This is a genomic window from Myxococcales bacterium, assembly GCA_016699535.1.
Taxonomy (GTDB): Bacteria; Myxococcota_A; Polyangia; order Polyangiales.
Window position 1 is genome coordinate 2,139,990 of record CP064980.1, and the last position, 17,667, is coordinate 2,157,656.

The 17,667-nt window shown below is 50.9% G+C and carries 15 protein-coding genes and 1 pseudogene; 9 read left to right on the plus strand and 7 right to left on the minus strand.

What is annotated here, in order from left to right; genetic code table 11:
- Positions 1–76: 76 nt before the first annotated feature.
- Complete coding sequence (gene ccoG / locus IPJ88_10180) at positions 77–1,447, plus strand: cytochrome c oxidase accessory protein CcoG (GenBank protein ID QQR88618.1); 1,371 nt, start codon at positions 77–79, stop codon at positions 1,445–1,447.
- On the opposite strand, the gene IPJ88_10185 is transcribed toward ccoG, so the two are convergent.
- Positions 1,431–2,261: a CBS domain-containing protein gene (locus tag IPJ88_10185; GenBank protein QQR88619.1), complete on the minus strand. Its 831-nt coding sequence runs from the start codon at positions 2,259–2,261 to the stop codon at positions 1,431–1,433. The two genes, ccoG and IPJ88_10185, sit on opposite strands and share 17 nt — an antisense overlap.
- Before the next feature lie 408 nt (positions 2,262–2,669).
- Between IPJ88_10185 and IPJ88_10190 the strand changes: the two genes are divergently transcribed.
- Complete coding sequence (locus IPJ88_10190; GenBank protein ID QQR88620.1) at positions 2,670–3,281, plus strand: arginine decarboxylase, pyruvoyl-dependent; 612 nt, start codon at positions 2,670–2,672, stop codon at positions 3,279–3,281.
- A gap of 3 nt (positions 3,282–3,284) precedes the next feature.
- On the opposite strand, the gene IPJ88_10195 is transcribed toward IPJ88_10190, so the two are convergent.
- The 5 genes from IPJ88_10195 to IPJ88_10215 all read right to left on the minus strand — a co-directional run bounded on the left by IPJ88_10195 (position 3,285) and on the right by IPJ88_10215 (position 7,002).
- Positions 3,285–4,247 (minus strand): trypsin-like serine protease, encoded by a 963-nt coding sequence (locus tag IPJ88_10195; protein QQR88621.1) that lies wholly within the window; start codon positions 4,245–4,247, stop codon positions 3,285–3,287.
- A gap of 186 nt (positions 4,248–4,433) precedes the next feature.
- Positions 4,434–5,945 (minus strand): DUF4105 domain-containing protein, encoded by a 1,512-nt coding sequence (locus tag IPJ88_10200; GenBank protein ID QQR88622.1) that lies wholly within the window; start codon positions 5,943–5,945, stop codon positions 4,434–4,436.
- Positions 5,927–6,460 (minus strand): hypothetical protein, encoded by a 534-nt coding sequence (locus IPJ88_10205; protein ID QQR88623.1) that lies wholly within the window; start codon positions 6,458–6,460, stop codon positions 5,927–5,929. The genes IPJ88_10200 and IPJ88_10205 overlap by 19 nt, the downstream gene beginning before the upstream one ends.
- A gap of 57 nt (positions 6,461–6,517) precedes the next feature.
- Positions 6,518–6,718: a DUF3015 family protein gene (locus tag IPJ88_10210; GenBank protein QQR92017.1), complete on the minus strand. Its 201-nt coding sequence runs from the start codon at positions 6,716–6,718 to the stop codon at positions 6,518–6,520.
- Complete coding sequence (locus IPJ88_10215) at positions 6,682–7,002, minus strand: DUF3015 family protein (protein QQR88624.1); 321 nt, start codon at positions 7,000–7,002, stop codon at positions 6,682–6,684. The genes IPJ88_10210 and IPJ88_10215 overlap by 37 nt, the downstream gene beginning before the upstream one ends.
- A gap of 119 nt (positions 7,003–7,121) precedes the next feature.
- On the opposite strand from IPJ88_10215, the pseudogene IPJ88_10220 reads away from it, so the two are divergent.
- From IPJ88_10220 to IPJ88_10235, 4 genes and pseudogenes are all read left to right on the plus strand, one after another.
- Positions 7,122–12,341: pseudogene (locus IPJ88_10220) on the plus strand (excinuclease ABC subunit UvrA).
- Positions 12,342–12,540: 199 nt separating this feature from the next.
- The gene (locus IPJ88_10225) at positions 12,541–12,864 is read left to right on the plus strand and encodes a hypothetical protein (protein QQR88625.1); all 324 of its coding nucleotides are present in this window, start codon (positions 12,541–12,543) and stop codon (positions 12,862–12,864) included.
- Positions 12,865–13,050: 186 nt separating this feature from the next.
- Positions 13,051–13,422, plus strand: a complete 372-nt coding sequence (locus IPJ88_10230) for a DUF393 domain-containing protein (GenBank protein QQR88626.1) — start codon at positions 13,051–13,053, stop codon at positions 13,420–13,422.
- The gene (locus IPJ88_10235) at positions 13,419–14,309 is read left to right on the plus strand and encodes a flap endonuclease (GenBank protein QQR88627.1); all 891 of its coding nucleotides are present in this window, start codon (positions 13,419–13,421) and stop codon (positions 14,307–14,309) included. The genes IPJ88_10230 and IPJ88_10235 overlap by 4 nt, the downstream gene beginning before the upstream one ends.
- A 106-nt stretch (positions 14,310–14,415) precedes the next feature.
- On the opposite strand, the gene IPJ88_10240 is transcribed toward IPJ88_10235, so the two are convergent.
- Positions 14,416–14,625, minus strand: a complete 210-nt coding sequence (locus IPJ88_10240) for a hypothetical protein (GenBank protein QQR88628.1) — start codon at positions 14,623–14,625, stop codon at positions 14,416–14,418.
- An 82-nt stretch (positions 14,626–14,707) separates the two neighbouring features.
- On the opposite strand from IPJ88_10240, the gene IPJ88_10245 reads away from it, so the two are divergent.
- The 3 genes from IPJ88_10245 to IPJ88_10255 all read left to right on the plus strand — a co-directional run bounded on the left by IPJ88_10245 (position 14,708) and on the right by IPJ88_10255 (position 17,590).
- Complete coding sequence (locus tag IPJ88_10245; protein ID QQR88629.1) at positions 14,708–15,190, plus strand: DUF962 domain-containing protein; 483 nt, start codon at positions 14,708–14,710, stop codon at positions 15,188–15,190.
- 238 nt (positions 15,191–15,428) lie between these two features.
- The gene (locus IPJ88_10250) at positions 15,429–16,658 is read left to right on the plus strand and encodes a hypothetical protein (protein ID QQR88630.1); all 1,230 of its coding nucleotides are present in this window, start codon (positions 15,429–15,431) and stop codon (positions 16,656–16,658) included.
- A complete protein-coding gene (locus IPJ88_10255; GenBank protein QQR88631.1) occupies positions 16,643–17,590 on the plus strand; it encodes a hypothetical protein in 948 nt (315 codons plus the stop codon). Before IPJ88_10250 ends, IPJ88_10255 begins: the two co-directional genes overlap by 16 nt.
- The last annotated feature ends 77 nt before the right edge of the window (positions 17,591–17,667 follow it).

Below are 17,667 nucleotides of genomic sequence, written 5' to 3' on the forward strand. Positions count from 1 at the left end.
GTCGCGACTCGAGGAATCCTCTTGCGCGACATGGGCCACTCCTTTCCCCTAAGGGCACTGGTCTCTGAGGTTAATCATGACAATCGCAACCGAGCAGACTACAAGCTCGATACGTCAAGACGGGCAGCGAAACTTTGTCCATCCGGCAGACGTAAAGGGACGCTTTACTTCGCTCCGAGCGCTGCTCTTCGTGGTGCTTATCGCCATATATGTCGCTTTGCCCTTTATTAAAATCGGTGGGCACCCTGCGATGTTTTTAGATTTGCAGCATCGAAGCTTTTACTTGTTTGGTTCGACCTTCAACGCTCAGGATTTCTGGTTGGTCTTTTTCCTAGTGACCGGACTTGCCTACGTCTTGTTCGTGTTGACCTCAATGTGGGGGCGCGTTTGGTGTGGCTACGCGTGTCCGCAGACTGTGTTTTTGGAGGGGGTTTATCGTCGCATTGAGCGCTGGGTTGAAGGTCCGCGGCAGACACGTCTTCGCCGTAACGCTGCTCCGGTGAACTTTGATAAAGTTTGGCGAAAGCTAATTAAGCATCTGCTGTTTATCGCAATCACTCTTGTTTTAGCCCATGTTTTTTTGAGTTATTTTGTGTCCTTGCCATCGATGATCAAGATGGTTCAAGGCTCTCCAGCTGAACATCCTACAGCCTTTGCTTGGGTGATGGCTTTTTCTGCTGTGTTTTATTTTAATTTCAGTTGGTTCCGTGAGCAGTTTTGCGTGATCATGTGTCCCTATGGCCGTATGCAGTCTGTACTTACCGATTCGGATACCATGGTCATCGGCTACGACGAAAAGCGCGGTGAGCCGCGGGGCAAAGTCTCTGATCCAAACAACGGTGATTGCATTAACTGTAACCGTTGCGTCGTGGTTTGCCCGACGGGTATTGATATACGAAACGGTCTTCAGATTGATTGCATTGGTTGCGCGGCATGTATTGATGCCTGCGATGAAATCATGCTCAAGATAGGGCGCCCTAAGGGTCTAGTGCGTTACGATTCATTAAATGGATTGCACGGCGAAGCAAAGAAATTCTTTAGGCCTAGACTTTGGTTCTATATTGCGATGGGCCTTATCGGGCTTACCGTGGCAACCATTGCTTTCCGTAGTCGCAGCGACTACGAAGCTAATTTATTGCGCATGCAAGGCGCTCCCTATCAGCTTCAAGATGGTAAGGTACGCAATTCGCTCGAACTTCATTTGGTAAACAAGCGGGAAAAGACCGCCGTGTTTAGCATTCAAGGTGTGGCCAAGCAGGGACAAGAGTTCATTATCCCTGCAACGACCGTCGAACTTGAATCACTGAAGTCTCGGCGCATACCTGTGTTTGTACTTGTCCCTCGCGGCAAAGCGAGTCAGATTCACAAAGTACAGTTGCGAATTAGAGCCGAAGGTAGTGAGACTGAGCAGATAGTTGAAGTCCCTTTCGTTAGCCCGAAAAACTAACTTGGATGAGGTCGTCTCGTAAAAGCTCAGGGCTAAGACGCGTACTTTCCTCCTTTTTGAGACGGTCGAGCATGTTGTCCACGAACTCAAGCACCGTTTGAGCGGCTTTTATGGAAGGCGCCATCGCAATGGCGCGGCAGTCTTCCAAGGTTTTCCGCTGGGTTGAGATTTCGTCCATAAGTCGGCTGGCACGCGCTTCGCCAAAACCGTCTGCATCACGTAGGGCGGGGGCCAAGAGCTTTTCCTGAAGGTTCAGGTGTTTGCTAAGGACCGAGAAAAGCTCCATGGCATCATCATGCATTTGCTCGAGCTTTGCTTTGGTGGCATTATTTTTGCTATTTTCAGCAGATAAACGAGTCTTATCGAGAAGGCGTCGGATGACGGCGTGCTCGGCAAGGACACGTGCACGCACTTCACCCGGAGTGAGCTCTCCGAGCCCTGTCAACGAACCGGAATCAAGTGTTTCGGCAAGCAATCGAACGGCATCGGTGGTGGTGAAAATCCCAACGGCCTTGGCGCCACTCATGACAACGGTGCAACCGTAGCGGTGAGTCGCCATGTGCCGTAGGACGCTGGCAATGGGTGTGGCAGGACTTACCGCAAAGGGCTCAGGCGTCATGGCCTCTTCTACTTTGGTGGCCTCTAAATCCAATGAACCCATGGCCTGAACCATCACGATATCCCGATCGGAAAGGATTCCAACAAGTTTGCCACCTTTGAGCACCGGTAGATGACGAATGCTGAACTCTCGCATTTTTTCCTGAGCAGCCAGAAGGGTTTGGTCCTGCCCGATGGAATGCGGCGATTTCGTCATAAAAACCTGAATAGGTTGCTGGGTGACAAACATTGGATACCCCCTTTTGAAAAAACCAAAAGCCGTGGGGAGCGCGCAATCAAACCATCCACAGAAGCATCGCGATTTTTGTGCGGCAGCGAAGGTTTCTTGTTCCCGTGGGCTATGAGCCTTTGGAGGAGAACAAAATATTCGTGTCGTGCAAAGCTCGTAAAGCCGCCAGAGATCCTACGTGCGAGAGCCCCTTACTTCACTATGAGCTTTTGTACCATTAACAAACAGGCTTTTTTTAAAAAAAAGACCCTTTTTTCGGATTTATTGGACTCTTGGCTTACCCTAGTCCAAAGAGGATTCTCTTCGTGTGCAAAACGCTTGACGTACGCTCGGTACTGGCCGATAAACTCCCGGAAAATGTAAAAGGGAGTTTCAATGGCCAAAGCTTCGAGTAAAGTTTCCCGTCCTTCTTATACAGACTTTCAGGCTTATCCGTCCGGCAGCTATGTGCCTCGTGGGATATTCTTCACCAAAGGCAAAGGAACTCATCGTAATCACCTGAGCTCATTTGAGCTCGCTCTTCGTGACGCTGGCGTTGAAAAAGCGAACTTGGTTACGGTCTCTTCGATTTTTCCTCCCGAGTGCACTATTCTTCCTCGCTCTCAAGGCGAGAAGCTAATTTTGCCTGGACAAATTGTGCACTGTGTGATGGCGCGACAAGCAACCGATGAGCCCCACCGCCTCATCTGTGCATCCATCGGCCTTGCTCGTCCGGCCGACCGCAGTCATTACGGTTATCTCTCTGAGCACCACTCTTATGGGGAAACAGCAAAAAAGGCGGGTGACTACGCTGAAGATCTCGCTGCAACCATGCTTGCGACCACACTTGGCGTCGAGTTTAATGCCGACACCGCTTACGATGAGCGTAAAGAAGTGTATCGAATGAGTGGAAAAATCGTTAACACGACCTCGATTACTCAAACAGCTCAAGGCCACAAAGACGGACAGTGGACCACCGTTGTGGCGCTTGCCGTATTTGTATTCTAGGGCTTAGTTCGTATTGTAGTGTTTTCGCTGCCTATAAATGAGCGTAGCGATGGCAAAGAGAAACCAAAAACTACCTGCGGGGTTTGATCGCCGCATTTGGATTGAGCAGCCGGTATCATTTGCTTGAGGAACGGATGCGTCCGTTTCGCCTGATCCCTCAGCGCTTGCGGCTACGTCGCTTACCGAGGTGGCTGGCGCCCCATCGGTGTTTAAAATTGTCCCATTGCTACTGATCGCCACTCCTCCGGAAGTGCTATTGGTGGTCTCAGTGCTATTGCCAGTGTTTGCCTTGCTCCCGCTTTGCACAAGTGCTGAGTTGATGAGTGAGACGAAGGCGTCGGTTCGGGTATAAAGGGAGATGCCGTTGCAGTTGGATACGCCTCGAGAAACCACTCCAAAGATACGGCCGTCATCTAGCAGGGCTGGTCCTCCTGAGTCACCAAAACATGTTGTCGGGCCATCAATCAAAAATTCTTTCTCGTTCAGTTGAATGATTTCGCTGGTTGCTTTTTGCTTTGTGCCTGCTTCACTGGTATTGCTGGGACCGACTTCTTGCTGCCCGTAGCCGACCGCGGTAATGGTATCGCCTTTTTTGGGAGGATTATCGGCCACCCAGTCAAAAACCGGAAGTGAGCCTGCTTCATCGAGAATAAGTAAGGCGATGTCTTTATTTTCTAGGTCATCACCCTCCGTTGTTACGACCTCTACTACATCGGCATAAGTGCCGCCGATAAACACACTGCTTCCGATACCAACTTCGATATCTCTGGTGCGCACATCAAGAATACAGTGCTTTGCTGTAAGCACAACCTTTGGTGCAATAAGAGCGCCAGTGCATAGTGCGCCATCAGCTATAATAAAGAGTACGCTTTCATGCCCAGCGTCATCGATGCCATCGATAATGGCATTCGGATGACCAGAAACATCAAGGTCTTCATCCATACCTTCCATGCAAGCGCTTAACATAACTAAGCCGACACCTGCACACATCAGAGCTGAATACCGTTGCCTCACACAGCTTAGCTATGCAAAAGCCATTCCTAGTTAAAATGCTAAAAAACTCGGTTTTTTGTTTACTGTGATGGACAATTTCTGTTCCTTCTGGAACATATTTGCGGAATAGGGAACTGTAGGTGCGCCTAAGTCAAGGCTCTAGAAGTAAAACAAGGTGCCAAGCTTGGCTTCGATTCCGTAGTTTTGAACACTGCCTTGTAGGTCAAGAGCGAACTGCCTAAAGGGTGCGTAGCGTAGGTTACTTACCAAAGAAAAAGCCAAAGGCGTTTGCTGGGTTGGAAACCAGCGGAACTTCCCAAGGGCTGTCCATAATAGATTTTGCGTAAAGCGTAGACGATAGCCAGCGCTTGGCCCGGCTCCGATGCGTACCCCATGTAGATCGCCAAGGCCCATAAGATTGGGTCCTGCAAGGATCTGCGTATCCATGGTTAGAAACAGCACTACCGCATCGCTGAAAAAAGCTTTAGCCGGTCCAGCTCCAACCTCTGCATTGGCAGCCAAGCAAGCCTGCCAGCCTTGTCGATAGACCGTCGTGGCGCCAGCATCCACATTCCATGAGAGTTGAAAATCATATTGCTCGATGGAATGAAGTGAAATAATTCGTACGAAGGATGCATGCTGAAGCTTTAGCTTGTGACCTTCCTGCCAATAGCGGAGTTTTGTCTTCAGAAATTCAATTTGGGCAAGATCCGGATAGCCAGGCGCTGGATCGGCAAGATCATGAAGTGCCAATCGAAAATCAAGCTGGCCGAAAAACTTGCCTTTGGAATGGTATCCGCCGGAGACATCAAAACGCTTTGAATCGTGGCCAAACTCGGGCCGTTTTAGCACGGGGGCTTTAGTCTCTAAGTCTTGGCTTGGTTTGGGGATGCTGGATCGGCGTGCCAATAGTTTCTGCTTTAACAGTGCTGCGCTTGAGTTGCGTTTGAAAATTAATGCCTTCATATAGCGCACGTCCACCAAATCGGCTGCGGCATCGAGTACGAGAATTTTGGTCTCGTCAGTCCAGTGTGATGGCAGCGGTCGGTCGGGGTCTTCCAAAAGCTTTCCGACCCAATCACTTTGTGATGCGTCAAGAGCAGAAAGGCGGGCAGCAAGTTGGTTGCGGGCAGAAGGTCGATGGCTGACCTGTTTGACGAGACTTGGATTGTAAAAAAGAGCTTTGATGGTATCTGCGGGAAGGACCGGAACGTTAACGTGCTTCAGAAGTTCTAGTTCGGGATAGGCGGCTTCAAGGAGCCCGAGGATATGGTAGGAGCAATTCTCGGTCATGTAGTAGTAGTCAAAATACGTACCGCCAAGCTCCCATAGATGCGCGACCAACATAATCAACGCTGGTTGGGGAAAATTGAGCTCGTAGGTCCAAAGGTCTCGGAACTCGTAGTCGTTGTATTTTCGAACTTTGTAATAAAAGGGCAGGCGCTTGAAGGTAGCAGGGAACATGCCGCTTAGGCCCTTGATGGCGTAGAGCACAGGGTTACTGGTATCCACGTCCGCAGAAAAATCAATCCCGTAATCCAAAAGCTCTTGCCGTTTTTCGGTAGTGAGTTCACGTCGTTTGTGGATACGAAGTAGGGTATGACCAAAAGCTGATGCGGGGTTGTTCAAGTAATAGGAGGAAAAGATAATGCTTACTGCGAAAGGATCCATCGCTTGCAAAAACTCCGTAAAGGCAGGGCATTGCTCGACTTTGAAAGCGACGGGTCCGGTTTGAGCTCTTTTAGAATAAAAGCAAAGCGTGCTGGAAAGCGGCAGACAGGATTTTGAAGCGCGGGGTGTTCTGGGGGCAATTCCGTGCTCGGCTCGGTGGTGCCAAACATGAATGCTGCAAGGGTTGCAATGAGCTCAGCTTCGGGATGCTGCTTGCCGTAAGGCGAAAGGAAAAAACCAGCTCCATCGACCTCGCTTTGATAACCTTTGCCTGTTTTGGCTGGGAGCCAATGTCCAAGCCTTAGCCACTGTTTCTTTTGAGCGAGGCCAGCTTGCAGTGCTTGTGCTTTAAGGGCTGCAAAGGCAGCTCCCCTGCTGTCGTTGGGTATGGGCTTGGGTGTGTTGATGGGGCTAAGGGTGACGCTGCCGCAGGCACAAGCAAACAAGCAGCTTAGTGCGATTGCGTAAGTCATTGGGCATCGAAAATTAAAATGGTGCAAAGACATCCTTTTCATAAAAAAGGCCTCGGCGCATAAGCGTCGAGGCCTTCCTTTGGTCATACAACCCTGTCCTTAGCTAAGGCTTTGGCAGGAAAGGCCCTTGTTTTGTTGCAAGGTGCGAACGACGGAGTCGCTGACTTTTTGATCCGAAACTTTCTCGTTAGGGAATATTTGCTTGAAGTTGCTCTGCAATGTGCTTCCAACAGCAGCATCGCTCTTGCAACCTGCAAGGGTGCTTAGGCTGGAGATGGTCTCACCGTGTCCGCGCGCGATGTCTTTGCAAGGGCTTCACGGTTGGTCTGAATGAAAGCTTTTGCACTGTTGATGTTTGGGCTGGTATCTCCGCAGTTACTCGTACCGGAGGTAATACCGAAGGTTTGGTTACCCGAGGTTCCGTTGAGCGTCGCAGCGAATACCTGCACGAAGCCATCACTGTCGATGAGCATCGATCCAAGACCACATCCTGCTGCGCCATAGGCATAAGCAGTCATTTGGAACATGCCCAAGCCTGCAGCAAATACACCGGCTGCCATGAGAACATTAAGTTTTCTTTGCATTCTTCCCCCTTTAAAAGGTTTGTTGTGCCCAGAGACTAAAGGTAAAAAGCAAGCAAAACAAGATATTTTCCTAAAGTGCGCCTTGACGGCGTTGAGGAAGCAGTTTGTAACGCTTGCTTATGCAGTCGACCAAGCTCCGTAAAGCAAAAACCCATAACCTCAAAGAGGTCAATCTCGAGCTTGAGCCAGGATCGCTCGTGGTGTTTGCAGGCCCTTCGGGTGCTGGAAAATCATCGCTTGCGTTTGCAACTCTCTACGCGGAAGGACAGCGTCGTTACGTCGAGAGTTTTAGTGCTTATGCGCGGCAATTCTTGGAGCGCCTGCCGCGGCCACCCGTCGAAAGTCTTGAACCGGTGGCGGCTGGTATCGCAGTCGATCGTCGAGGTTCCGTTAAAACCTCGCGCTCAACGGTGGCCACGATGACCGAGATCGTCGATTACGCCAAAAGCCTTTGGGCCCTCAGCTCGGAGTTGCATTGTGACAAATGTGGCAAGAAAATCGCCAAGGAACCGCCAGAAATGGCAGCAAAAAGGCTAATTCTTGCCAACTCTGGCAAGCGACTGCAAGTAAGCTATCGACTGAGTTTGCACCATATCGAGGACTTTGTGGGGGTGCGCGAACGTCTCTTGGCCGATGGCTACCGGCGAGTGATGGTAAGTGGCGAGACGCTTGATATTGAGACGCTGCGCCCGAGTGAGGGTTTGGGGCAAGAAGAAAAACAAGGCTGCGATCTTGGATGTGGTTACCGATCGTACGGTGGCCAAAGATACTCAAATTCGTCGTCTCACGGAGGCTTTGGAACACGCCTTCGAGCGCGGGCAGGGACACGCCTCGGTACACTTGGAAGATACACATCGCGAGGAACTTTCCGAGAAGCTGTATTGCTCCAATTGTTATCTGTCCTATGCGCCACCTAATGCGGGCTTGTTTTCTTTCAATAGTCCGATTGGGGCATGTGAACTGTGCCGAGGATTTGGCCGTACGATGGAAGTCGATTGGGAAAAAGTTATTCCCGATCCCAGCAAGAGTCTTGCAGAGGGTGTGATCAAAGCATGGACGGGCAAGTCGACAACCTGGGAACGAAAAAAACTCAAAGAGCACTGTGAGCGAGTCGGTCTGCCCTGGGATCGTCCCTACGATAAACTTAGCAAGGCGCAGCAAAGCTGGCTGCTTGATGGTGAGACGGGAGGCAAGCTCAAGTCGTGGAAACAGTGGTTTGGATTGCGCGCTTGGTTTTTGTGGCTTGAAAGCAAGGCTTACAAAGTTCATGTGCGCGTTTTTCTTGCAAGGTCCCGTAAATACGTGCCCTGCGAAGCCTGTGGCGGAAGTCGCTTGAAGCCTGAGGCCTTGCATTTTTATCTGGCTGGAAAAAACATAGCGCAATTTTACGCGATGCCCGTGAGTGAGGCGTTACGCTTTTTAGGCGAGCTTCCCAACAAAGATGCCGCGGTGGATTTGCTGCGTGATGAATGCAAAACCCGTCTGCAAACCTTGGCGGATGTCGGCCTCGAATACCTTGGTTTGGATCGTCCGCTGCGCAGTCTCTCGGGTGGTGAGTCGCAACGCGTGACCCTAAGCAGCGCGCTTTGCGCAGGTCTTAATGGTGCGATGTTCGTGCTCGATGAACCCACGGTGGGTTTGCACCCCTACAATGTGCACCAGTTGCTCAATACAGTTAAGGGACTTGGCAGTGGCGAGAACCTGGCGCTGGTGGTCGAGCATGATCCTCTTTTTGTGATGAGTGCAGACCGCGTGGTTGAACTTGGTCCGGGTGCAGGAGAGCAGGGCGGGCAAGTGTTTTTGACGGTGCGCCAAAGCTTTTGTTTAAAGCAGACACCGCTACCGCACAAAGTCTGCGAGGCCATTCAACCGAAACCCTTAGTAGGCGCAAACCCAAGGGCTGGATCACGTTGAGTGGTGCGAGCGGACACAACCTGCGTGATGTGACGGTTAAGATTCCGTTGGGCAATCTCTGTTGTGTTACCGGTTTGAGCGGGTCAGGAAAAAGCAGTTTGATTTTACAAACACTGGTGCCGGCCATCGAGCGAAGCTTGAAAGTTTCAGCGCCCAAAGCGCTGGCCTTTAAGACGTTGAAGGGGCATGAATCGTTGCTTGGCGTAGTAAGTGTCGATCAGCAGCCGCTTGGGCGCAGTTCGCGTGGCAATCCGGCTACCTATCTTGGCGCATGGGATGTGGTGCGCAAACGTTTTGCTTCGCAAGCTCTAGCCAAAGAGCGTGGCTACAAAGCAGGTTACTTTTCTTTCAACGTCACTGGAGGACGCTGTGAGAGCTGTAAAGGTGAAGGCGCCGAGACCGTCGAGATGCAGTTTTTGGCGGACGTGACTTTTCCCTGTCCAGAATGCAAAGGCAAGCGTTTCATCGGGCCGATTCTTGAAGTGCTCTATCAAGGCAAGAATATCGCGGACGTGCTTGAGATGACTGCCTCCTCCGCGCTGGATCATTTTAGCGATAGCGAGCTTGCGAAGAAACTCTCGTATGCCGTTGATGTCGAACCCCTTATGCGTTCACTGCAAACCTTGATCGACCGAGGCAATACGGTGATCGTTGTTGAGCACGACATGCGTGTGGCCGCGCGGAGTGACTACGTGATTGATCTTGGTCCGGGTGCTGGCGCGGCCGGCGGGCGCGTTGTGGCGGCGGGCGCTCCCAAAGACATTGCCAAAAGCGATTCCTTTACAGCTCCGTTTTTGAAACAAGCCTTGCAGAACCGTATCGTTTTACCGAGCCAGCTAAAGAAGGCTTCGCAGGCAGAACGACAGAGCGCAAGGGCTATGTCGGTTGCGCCACGTTCCGGCTACATCCAAGTGCTGGGTGCTCGCGAACACAACCTCAGAGATATCAGTATTGATTTGCCACGGGAGCAACTCGTGGTGATCACCGGTCCCAGCGGTAGCGGTAAGAGTACTCTGGCTTTTGATGTGGTGTTTGCTGAAGGACAACGACGCTTTTTAGAGACACTCTCGCCGTATGCACGGCAATATCTTCCGCAAATGCCGCGACCCGATGTTGATCGTGTTCGGGGTATACCCCCAAGCGTGGCACTTGAACAGCGCACTACGCGTGGCGGGGTCAATTCAACGGTAGCCACCGTCACGGAAGTGGCGCACTATCTGCGTTTGTTTTTTGCACGCGTTGGAGTTCTTCATTGCCTGGACTGCGATGAGCCTATAGCGCCGCGTCAAGCAGCAGCTATTGTGATGGATCTCAAAAAAGCGGCGGGGCGCGCTGGTAAGCTCAGTTTATATGCACCGGCGGTGCGTGGCCGCAAAGGCATCCATCGTGAACTGCTTGCGAAAGCACGGTCGTTGGGCATTAAGATGGCTCGTGTTGATGGCGAGCTAATAGAAATTACATCAGGCATGAAGCTCGATCGCTACAAGGAGCATGATATTGAGCTCTTGGTTGCAGAGTTAAAATCATCCGATCCCCTTTTTGAACAAGAAGTTCACCGAGCGCTTGCTTTGGGCGATGGTGTGCTCCACGCGCGTGGCGCAAAAAACAAACTGTGGCTGATGTCTTCGAAGTTCGCGTGCCCCAGTTGCGGTAAGGAGTACCCCGAGTTGGACCCACGCTTTTTCTCTTTCAACACACGGCAAGGTGCCTGCTCTGTGTGTGAGGGCAAAGGTGTGATCGAAACCGAAAGCAAACGAGGCAAGACTCGCTATCTTGACCAAAAGATTTGCACAGCGTGCGCAGGAACACGGCTTTCCAAGTTAGCGCGTGCCGTACGAATAGGCGATGCGCCGATTACTAGCTTTTTGGCGAAAAACGTCACGCAGTTGCGTAAGCACATGATGCAATTGGCCTTGAATGAACGTGATGCGCTGATTAGCAAAACCTTGCTCAAAGAACTTGATGCGCGGCTTGCGTTTTTGGAACAAGTTGGCGTGGGTTATCTTGGGCTGGATCGCGCAGCACAAACCCTAAGTGGTGGTGAGACGCAACGTGTTCGTTTGGCGGCACAACTTGGAAGCGGCCTTACGGGTGTGCTCTATGTGCTGGATGAACCCACGATTGGTTTGCATCCTCGTGACACCCATCTACTGATCGACGCACTTAAAGCGCTTGTGGCACGCGGTTGTTCCGTGCTGACAGTCGAGCACGACATGGATACAATTTTGGCGGCGGACTACGTGATTGATGTGGGTCCAAGTGGCGGAACCGGTGGCGGACAGATTGTTGCTCAAGGCACGCCCAAGCAACTCCTTAGAAACAAGGATTCCGTCACGGGCAAAGCGTTGAGCAAAGCCTCTGCACTCCCTCACCTCACAACGAAGACAAAAGCGCGTCATCACTTGAAGCTCACGGGCGCTGCTGAGCATAATTTGAAACAAGTGAATCTAGAGATTCCGCTTGGGCAATTGGTCGTGGTGACGGGGGTGAGTGGTAGCGGGAAAAGCACCCTGATACGTGGCGTGCTCCTTGCAGCGGTAAGAGAAGCATTGGGACTGCAGACTCCGGCACCTGGGACGTTTTCAAAACTTAGTGACCTTGGCCCCATAAAGCGGGCCGTTGAAATTGATCAAAGCCCCATTGGGCGCACGCCTCGTTCCGTGCCAGCGACTTACGTTGGGGTTTGGGATGAGATTCGCAAGCTTCTCGCTCAAGTGCCCGAAGCGCGTGCCCGTGGTTATAGCGCTAGCCGCTTTTCCTTTAATACCCAACCTGGTCGTTGTCCTGTTTGCGAAGGACAGGGTGCCAACGTCATGGAGATGGCCTTTTTGCCGGATGTCTTGGTGCCCTGTGAAGTATGCAAGGGGCAGCGTTTTAATCCTGACACGCTTGAGATTCGTTTGTTTGGGCTGAATGCTGGCGAGATTTTGAACTTGGATATCGCAGATGCGGTCGGTCGGTTCTCAAGTATTCCCAAGGTTCACAAAGCTCTCGCTTTGCTTGATGAATTGGGGCTTGGCTATTTGAAACTGGGTCAACCTTCGAACACTTTGAGCGGTGGCGAAGCACAACGCTTAAAACTCGTGGCAGAACTGAGCATCGGAAAAGGGGGAGATAGCCTTTACATCATGGATGAGCCCACCACGGGCTTGCATCGTAACGATGTAGAGCGACTGATTGCTCTGCTTAGACGTCTTATCGCACGCGGTGATTCCGTTGTGGTCATTGAGCATCAAACGGATGTCATGCTTCAAGCCGACTGGTTGGTTGATCTTGGCCCAGAAGGTGGTGAACACGGTGGTGAAATCGTAGCTCAGGGAACCATTAAACAGCTTTTGAAGAATAAACGTAGCCATACTGCTGCCATTCTCAATCATCTGCTGAAGGAAGAAACGTCGCTCGTCCTCGATGCGCAACGCATGTAGTTGCCAGGTATACCTTGGCGGCGGCAATTGTTGTTTCCACTGACATGGGGCATGCTGGCCTCGTTTGCATACTAAAGAGCCGATAAAACATACAGTGTAAGTCGCGAAACCATTCAGTGTTTTTGTTGGTCGAGTAAAGGATCGATCGCTGCGCTGCGAGCGGCGCTGTTGGCACACTATTCGCATTACCCCGATCGTAATGTCGCAAACTACGCGCAGTGTTAAGATAGGAAGTTTTCCAGGGATCACTCTTTTATTGGCTATTACCTGGTTTGCATTTGCTATCCTTTCCCCCACTGCTACAGCGAAAGACCTTGGTCCTTTTCCGGCCAACACGATTCGTGATGTTGCAAGCAAACACCAAGGTAAAATGACAGCTTGCTTTATGCTCGGATCGAACGGTTATAGAGATGGCATCTATCAAGTTAAAGTTGTTTTTTCGATTGATCAAAAAGGTCGTGTACGAGATGCGAAAGTAAAAAAACCAATGCAAGTCTTCCTGAGGTTGAACGGTGTATCTTGAAAAACATTCAAGCTTGGAGCTTTCCAAAGCCAAACAAAATGCCTTGGTAAAAGTCATCTATCCGATATCCTTTCAAAGCCTATGAACCTTGTGGCGTTTTTTGCTGTTTTTGTATTGAGTTGACAAGCGCCATGCATGATCCAATCTTGCACTAGAATGATGATTTTCTACGATGGAGAGTGTGCCATGTGCCATGGCTTTGTGCGTTTTGTGCTAGCCCGAACGAAAGGTGATCCTGTTTTTCGTTTTGCCCCAATAGGACATGGTGCATGGCAACGTATGTTAAGCGCTGAGCAACGTGATAGCGCCCCGGACAGCGTTGTCCTTTTGACCGACGACGATGAACTTCTTTTCCGCTCGGACGTTATGGTGTTTGTGATGCAACGACTGGGTGGTCTATGGCATGTCCCGGCGATGTTGCTAAAAGTCATTCCCCGTTTGATTCGAGATGTGGTGTATGATTGGGTGGCAAGAGTCCGAAAAACGGTTTTCGGTAGGACACCGCAGATGTGCCCCGTTGTTCCTGACCATCTCAAGAGGTGTTTTGATTTGTCATGAAACTTTTTTTGATCGACGGAACCTATGAACTGTTTCGAACGTACTACGGTGCGCCATCAGCGTTTTCGCCGTCCGGCGTTGAAGTGGGTGCAGTCCGTGGCCTTTTGCGTTCGCTGTTTGCACTCATGCGCGATGAGCGGCCTGATTTTATCGCTGCTGCCTTTGATCATGAAATCGAGTCTTTTCGTAATAAACTTTTTGATGGCTACAAAACAGGGGAGGGCATAGAGCATGCTTTGCTTGCCCAATTTTCTTTGGCGGAGGCAGCCGTAAGTTTGTTGGGTATCACTGTCTGGCCGATGCTGGAATTTGAAGCTGACGATGCTTTGGCAACCGCTGCAGCGCGATTTGCATCGCATCCCTCGATTGAGCAAGTCCTGCTTTGCTCACCCGATAAAGACCTTGCCCAGTGTGTCGAGGGCGACAAAGTTGTGATGTGGGATCGTAAACAAGCGAGGTTTTACAATGAAGCGGGCGTGGTCGAGAAGTTTGGTGTTTCGCCTGCTTCGATTCCCGATTACCTTGCCCTGGTGGGTGATAGCGCGGACGGCATTCCCGGCGTGCCACGTTGGGGTGCCAAATCAAGCGCTGCTGTGCTGGCCAAGTATCAAAGCATCGAGCGCATCCCACGAGAGCTTACGGACTGGCAGCTCAAGGTACGAGGCGCGGAGTCCTTAGTCAAATCGCTCTGTGAACACGAGTCTGAAGTCACGCTTTACAAGCAGCTTGCTACCTTACGCCGCGATGTTCCTTTGCAAGAAGAGCTCGACGATTTGCGGCCCAAGCCCATTGATCTGAAACAGGCAGAAGCTTTCCTTCAGGAAATCGGTGACACTCGCTTTTTATCGCAGCTTACTTCTTTTCTGAGCACTCGACCGTCGCAGTAAAAGTTCGCGCTGGAGAACCGACATGCAATATTTCTTCCTTTTTTTTCGCGCGGTCCAAGAGTGCTATCGGTTCCTTTTGGGTTTAGATGGTTGAAATATGGCATTGCTAGGTGTTGTTGCATTCGTTTTTGAGTTGAACAATGTGCATGTACCCATAGCCACGGTAGCGGACTTCTTTTTCCCAAGAGACGCATTGTTGTGAGGGCGCAGCAGGCTCGCCTTTCTTCTTATCGGCAGTGGCTGTGCTTTGGACAGAAGCGAGGCTAAGGATTGAAAATAGGAGTGATTTTCCAATAAAAGGTAGGGCGTGTTTCATTTTAACGCTCCTTCGTATTATTAAAGTCTAGCATAGATTTTGATGGGACTGTAGTGACACAAAAAGTGAGAAGAATTTCAACATGAAAACCGCAGAGCAATGGTTTGCGGAATACGATGAGAGTCATCGTCATCCGACGAACAAACGGGTGCATTGGGTGTGTGTGCCAGCTATCTTGTTTAGCACCATTGCTTTGTTTTGGTGTGTTCCTATTCCGTTTGTCACAAAGTTTATGCCGGAACCATTTCAGTTGTGGGCCAACATGGCGATTCCTTTGGTGCTGGGGGCATTGATCTTTTATTTTCGTATTTCAACGAGCATTTTCGTCGGTATGTTTTTTGTAGCTTCTTTGGCATTGTTTGCGAGTTTCTTGCTTTCGACTCTGCAAAATCCACCGCTTTGGGCGCTGGCTTTGGGGCTCTTCGTCGTGGCGTGGATAGGGCAGTTTTGGGGCCACAAAGTTGAAGGGAAAAAGCCATCTTTCCTAAAAGACCTGCAGTTTCTTTTTGTGGGTCCCGCGTGGGTCTTGGCGGTTTTGTATCGACGCTGGAATATCCCGATATAGCCGAGTTGTTGCTCGGTGCATGAGTGAGTATAGCGCGGCCGTAGTTTAGAGCTTGCTGTGTAAAATGCATCTGAGACCTTTGAGTCCAGCATATGCTCATGGGTTATAATTCCGCTTTTCATGTCTCGGGCGCCAAGATTTCAGCGACCAAGGGCACTTCCTACTAGATTCGTCTTTTGATTTAAGGGCTTTTTCTGCTTTTGTTGGATTTTTATGGTTTTACGGTTATATTTAAGGGATGTGCCTGACGAGGTTTCGTTCGCTCATTGGCGTAGTGTCTATTGTGGTTCTGTCCATGAGCTGTGGCCGTATTGGCTTTGATCCAATCGTGTTGCAGTCGCTTCAAGTCGATTCGGATAATGATTCGGTTCCAGACTCGGATGAGCTTAACGAAGACAGCGATCAGGACGGTCTATATAATTTCCTTGATGATGACGATGATGGCGACGGTATCCTTACCGAAACCGAAGTGCGCGAAGAGAACCGCCTTGGCGGTGACGTGGATGGCGATGGGATCCCCGCTTATCTTGACACCGAGTCCGATGGCGATGGGCTCGATGATTCACAAGAAGGGGAAGGCGATATCGATGGCGACGGTATTCCCAACTTCTTAGATCGCGATAGCGATGGGGACGGCATCAACGATGAGCTCGACCCCGATACCTTCTGTGGCGATGGACTACAGAACTTTGGCGAAAGCGATATCGATTGTGGCGGCAATTGTGGGTCGTGCTCCGATGGTCAAACTTGTTTTGTAAACGATGATTGCGCATCGGTGATTTGTGGATCAAGTAACATCTGTCTCGCTACGTGGTGCAGTGACGGAATAGTGAGCGGCGACGAGAGTGACGTCGACTGTGGTGGCAGTAGCTGTGATGCATGCGCCTTTGGTTCCGGTTGCACATTGTCGACTGACTGCCTCTCTGGGAATTGCAATGCTGGCACCTGCCAAGGGCTTACCTTTTACCGGGATTTTGATACCGATAGCTACGGTGATCCCGGCGATTCTGTTCTAGCGGATACTGCCCCTCCTGGTTATGTAAGCAATAGTAACGACTGTGATGATACGGATGGGACAATTCACCCTGGTTCATTAGAACTCTGTGATGGCCTTGACAACGACTGCAATGTCTCAAGCTTCGATGGTGCCGATGAATGCACCCCGAGTGAAAGTTGTGATGGCGTCAGTTGCAACCTCGCTGCAAGCGAATGGTTAGTCAGTATTGGAATCCCTGCGAACAACGACTTCGGTGGCGTGACCTCCAGAAGCGATGGAAGCATTGTGGTTGTAGGTACAGCAGGGTTTGGGCCTACGCGCGCTCTTGCTTTCGGTTTAGATGCTGGAGGTAATGAACAGTGGCATTTGAGTTTAATGGCGGAGGGACTAATACCGCTGGCGACGATGTCGCTGCAACTTCCGACGGTGGACTTGCGATTCTTGGGAGTTATAATTTGGATGTTTATCTAGCAAAACTCGATAGCACGCTGACGCCGGTATGGGCCAACTATTACGACTATGGATTTGATGGCGCGCTGGCACTTCTTGCGAGTGCTTCAGGGGCACTGTTTGTGGCCGCTCAAGCTGGAGGTCTGAATTATTTGCTTCGCATTGCTTCGGACGGGAGTCTGGTTTGGGCTCGTCAGTTCAGCGCTGGTGGTGGCACCATTGAGAAAATGGTTGAATTAAATAACGGAAACCTGCTTCTTGTGGGTAGCAATTGGGTGCTCGGTCAAGGGGGGCAAGATCTGTGGCTTGCTTCTATCGCGAGTGACGGTTCGCTTTCATGGGCAACTACCGTGGCGGGTTCAACAGGAGGCTGGGTCGATAAGGGGGCCGGGGCTTCGGCTAGCAATGATGGTGGCTTTTTTGCTGTAGGAGAATTCCGAATTGGAGGAATGTTTGGCGCGCCGGAGCAAGGCTTTTTGAAATTTAATGCTTCAGGCAACTTTCTTTGGGGCAAACGTATCAGTGTGGGAGGAGCTCACGACATCGCTGAGCTTCCCGACGGAACTCTTGCAACGAGTTTGTTTTTGCCGTCGGCGCCTGACAACCTCACTCAAGTTATCCATTATGATTCGACTGGAAACGTACTATGGGGCCGGCAGGCGCCTGTAGGGGGGACTATTTTTCATCCAGGGCGCGTATGGACGACTGCTTCAGGCGACATCGTCTCGTTAGGATTGGCGGGTGCCTATATGGGTGTATGGAAACAACCCTCCACCGGCTCAAGTATTAGTTGTGGCATCACTTCGTTTGCTCCAAGTGTTTCGGACTACACCCCAGCTTTCATTGACGATCAAACCGCGTTTACGACGCTAAGCAATATCACTGTAACAACCACAGCAGCCCCCTTGCCCGTTGGCAGTTCAACGGCATCGGCAACCTTGATCTGTAACTAGTACTCTGCCTGTACACAACTCCTGTTGCATCCGGGTGCGTTGAGAGCAGCAACAGCGCTGCACGAATTGTTCTGCTG

Excerpts from the sequence above, each read along its gene's own strand:
- ccoG (QQR88618.1), top strand. The coding sequence starts at position 77 with ATGACAATCGCAACCGAGCAGACTACAAGCTCGATACGTCAAGACGGG.
- IPJ88_10185 (QQR88619.1), bottom strand. The coding sequence starts at position 2,261 with ATGACGAAATCGCCGCATTCCATCGGGCAGGACCAAACCCTTCTGGCT.
- IPJ88_10190 (QQR88620.1), top strand. The coding sequence starts at position 2,670 with ATGGCCAAAGCTTCGAGTAAAGTTTCCCGTCCTTCTTATACAGACTTT.
- IPJ88_10195 (QQR88621.1), bottom strand. The coding sequence starts at position 4,247 with ATGTTAAGCGCTTGCATGGAAGGTATGGATGAAGACCTTGATGTTTCT.
- IPJ88_10200 (QQR88622.1), bottom strand. The coding sequence starts at position 5,945 with ATGGATCCTTTCGCAGTAAGCATTATCTTTTCCTCCTATTACTTGAAC.
- IPJ88_10205 (QQR88623.1), bottom strand. The coding sequence starts at position 6,460 with ATGAAAAGGATGTCTTTGCACCATTTTAATTTTCGATGCCCAATGACT.
- IPJ88_10215 (QQR88624.1), bottom strand. The coding sequence starts at position 7,002 with ATGCAAAGAAAACTTAATGTTCTCATGGCAGCCGGTGTATTTGCTGCA.
- IPJ88_10225 (QQR88625.1), top strand. The coding sequence starts at position 12,541 with ATGTCGCAAACTACGCGCAGTGTTAAGATAGGAAGTTTTCCAGGGATC.
- IPJ88_10230 (QQR88626.1), top strand. The coding sequence starts at position 13,051 with ATGTGCCATGGCTTTGTGCGTTTTGTGCTAGCCCGAACGAAAGGTGAT.
- IPJ88_10235 (QQR88627.1), top strand. The coding sequence starts at position 13,419 with ATGAAACTTTTTTTGATCGACGGAACCTATGAACTGTTTCGAACGTAC.
- IPJ88_10240 (QQR88628.1), bottom strand. The coding sequence starts at position 14,625 with ATGAAACACGCCCTACCTTTTATTGGAAAATCACTCCTATTTTCAATC.
- IPJ88_10245 (QQR88629.1), top strand. The coding sequence starts at position 14,708 with ATGAAAACCGCAGAGCAATGGTTTGCGGAATACGATGAGAGTCATCGT.
- IPJ88_10250 (QQR88630.1), top strand. The coding sequence starts at position 15,429 with ATGTGCCTGACGAGGTTTCGTTCGCTCATTGGCGTAGTGTCTATTGTG.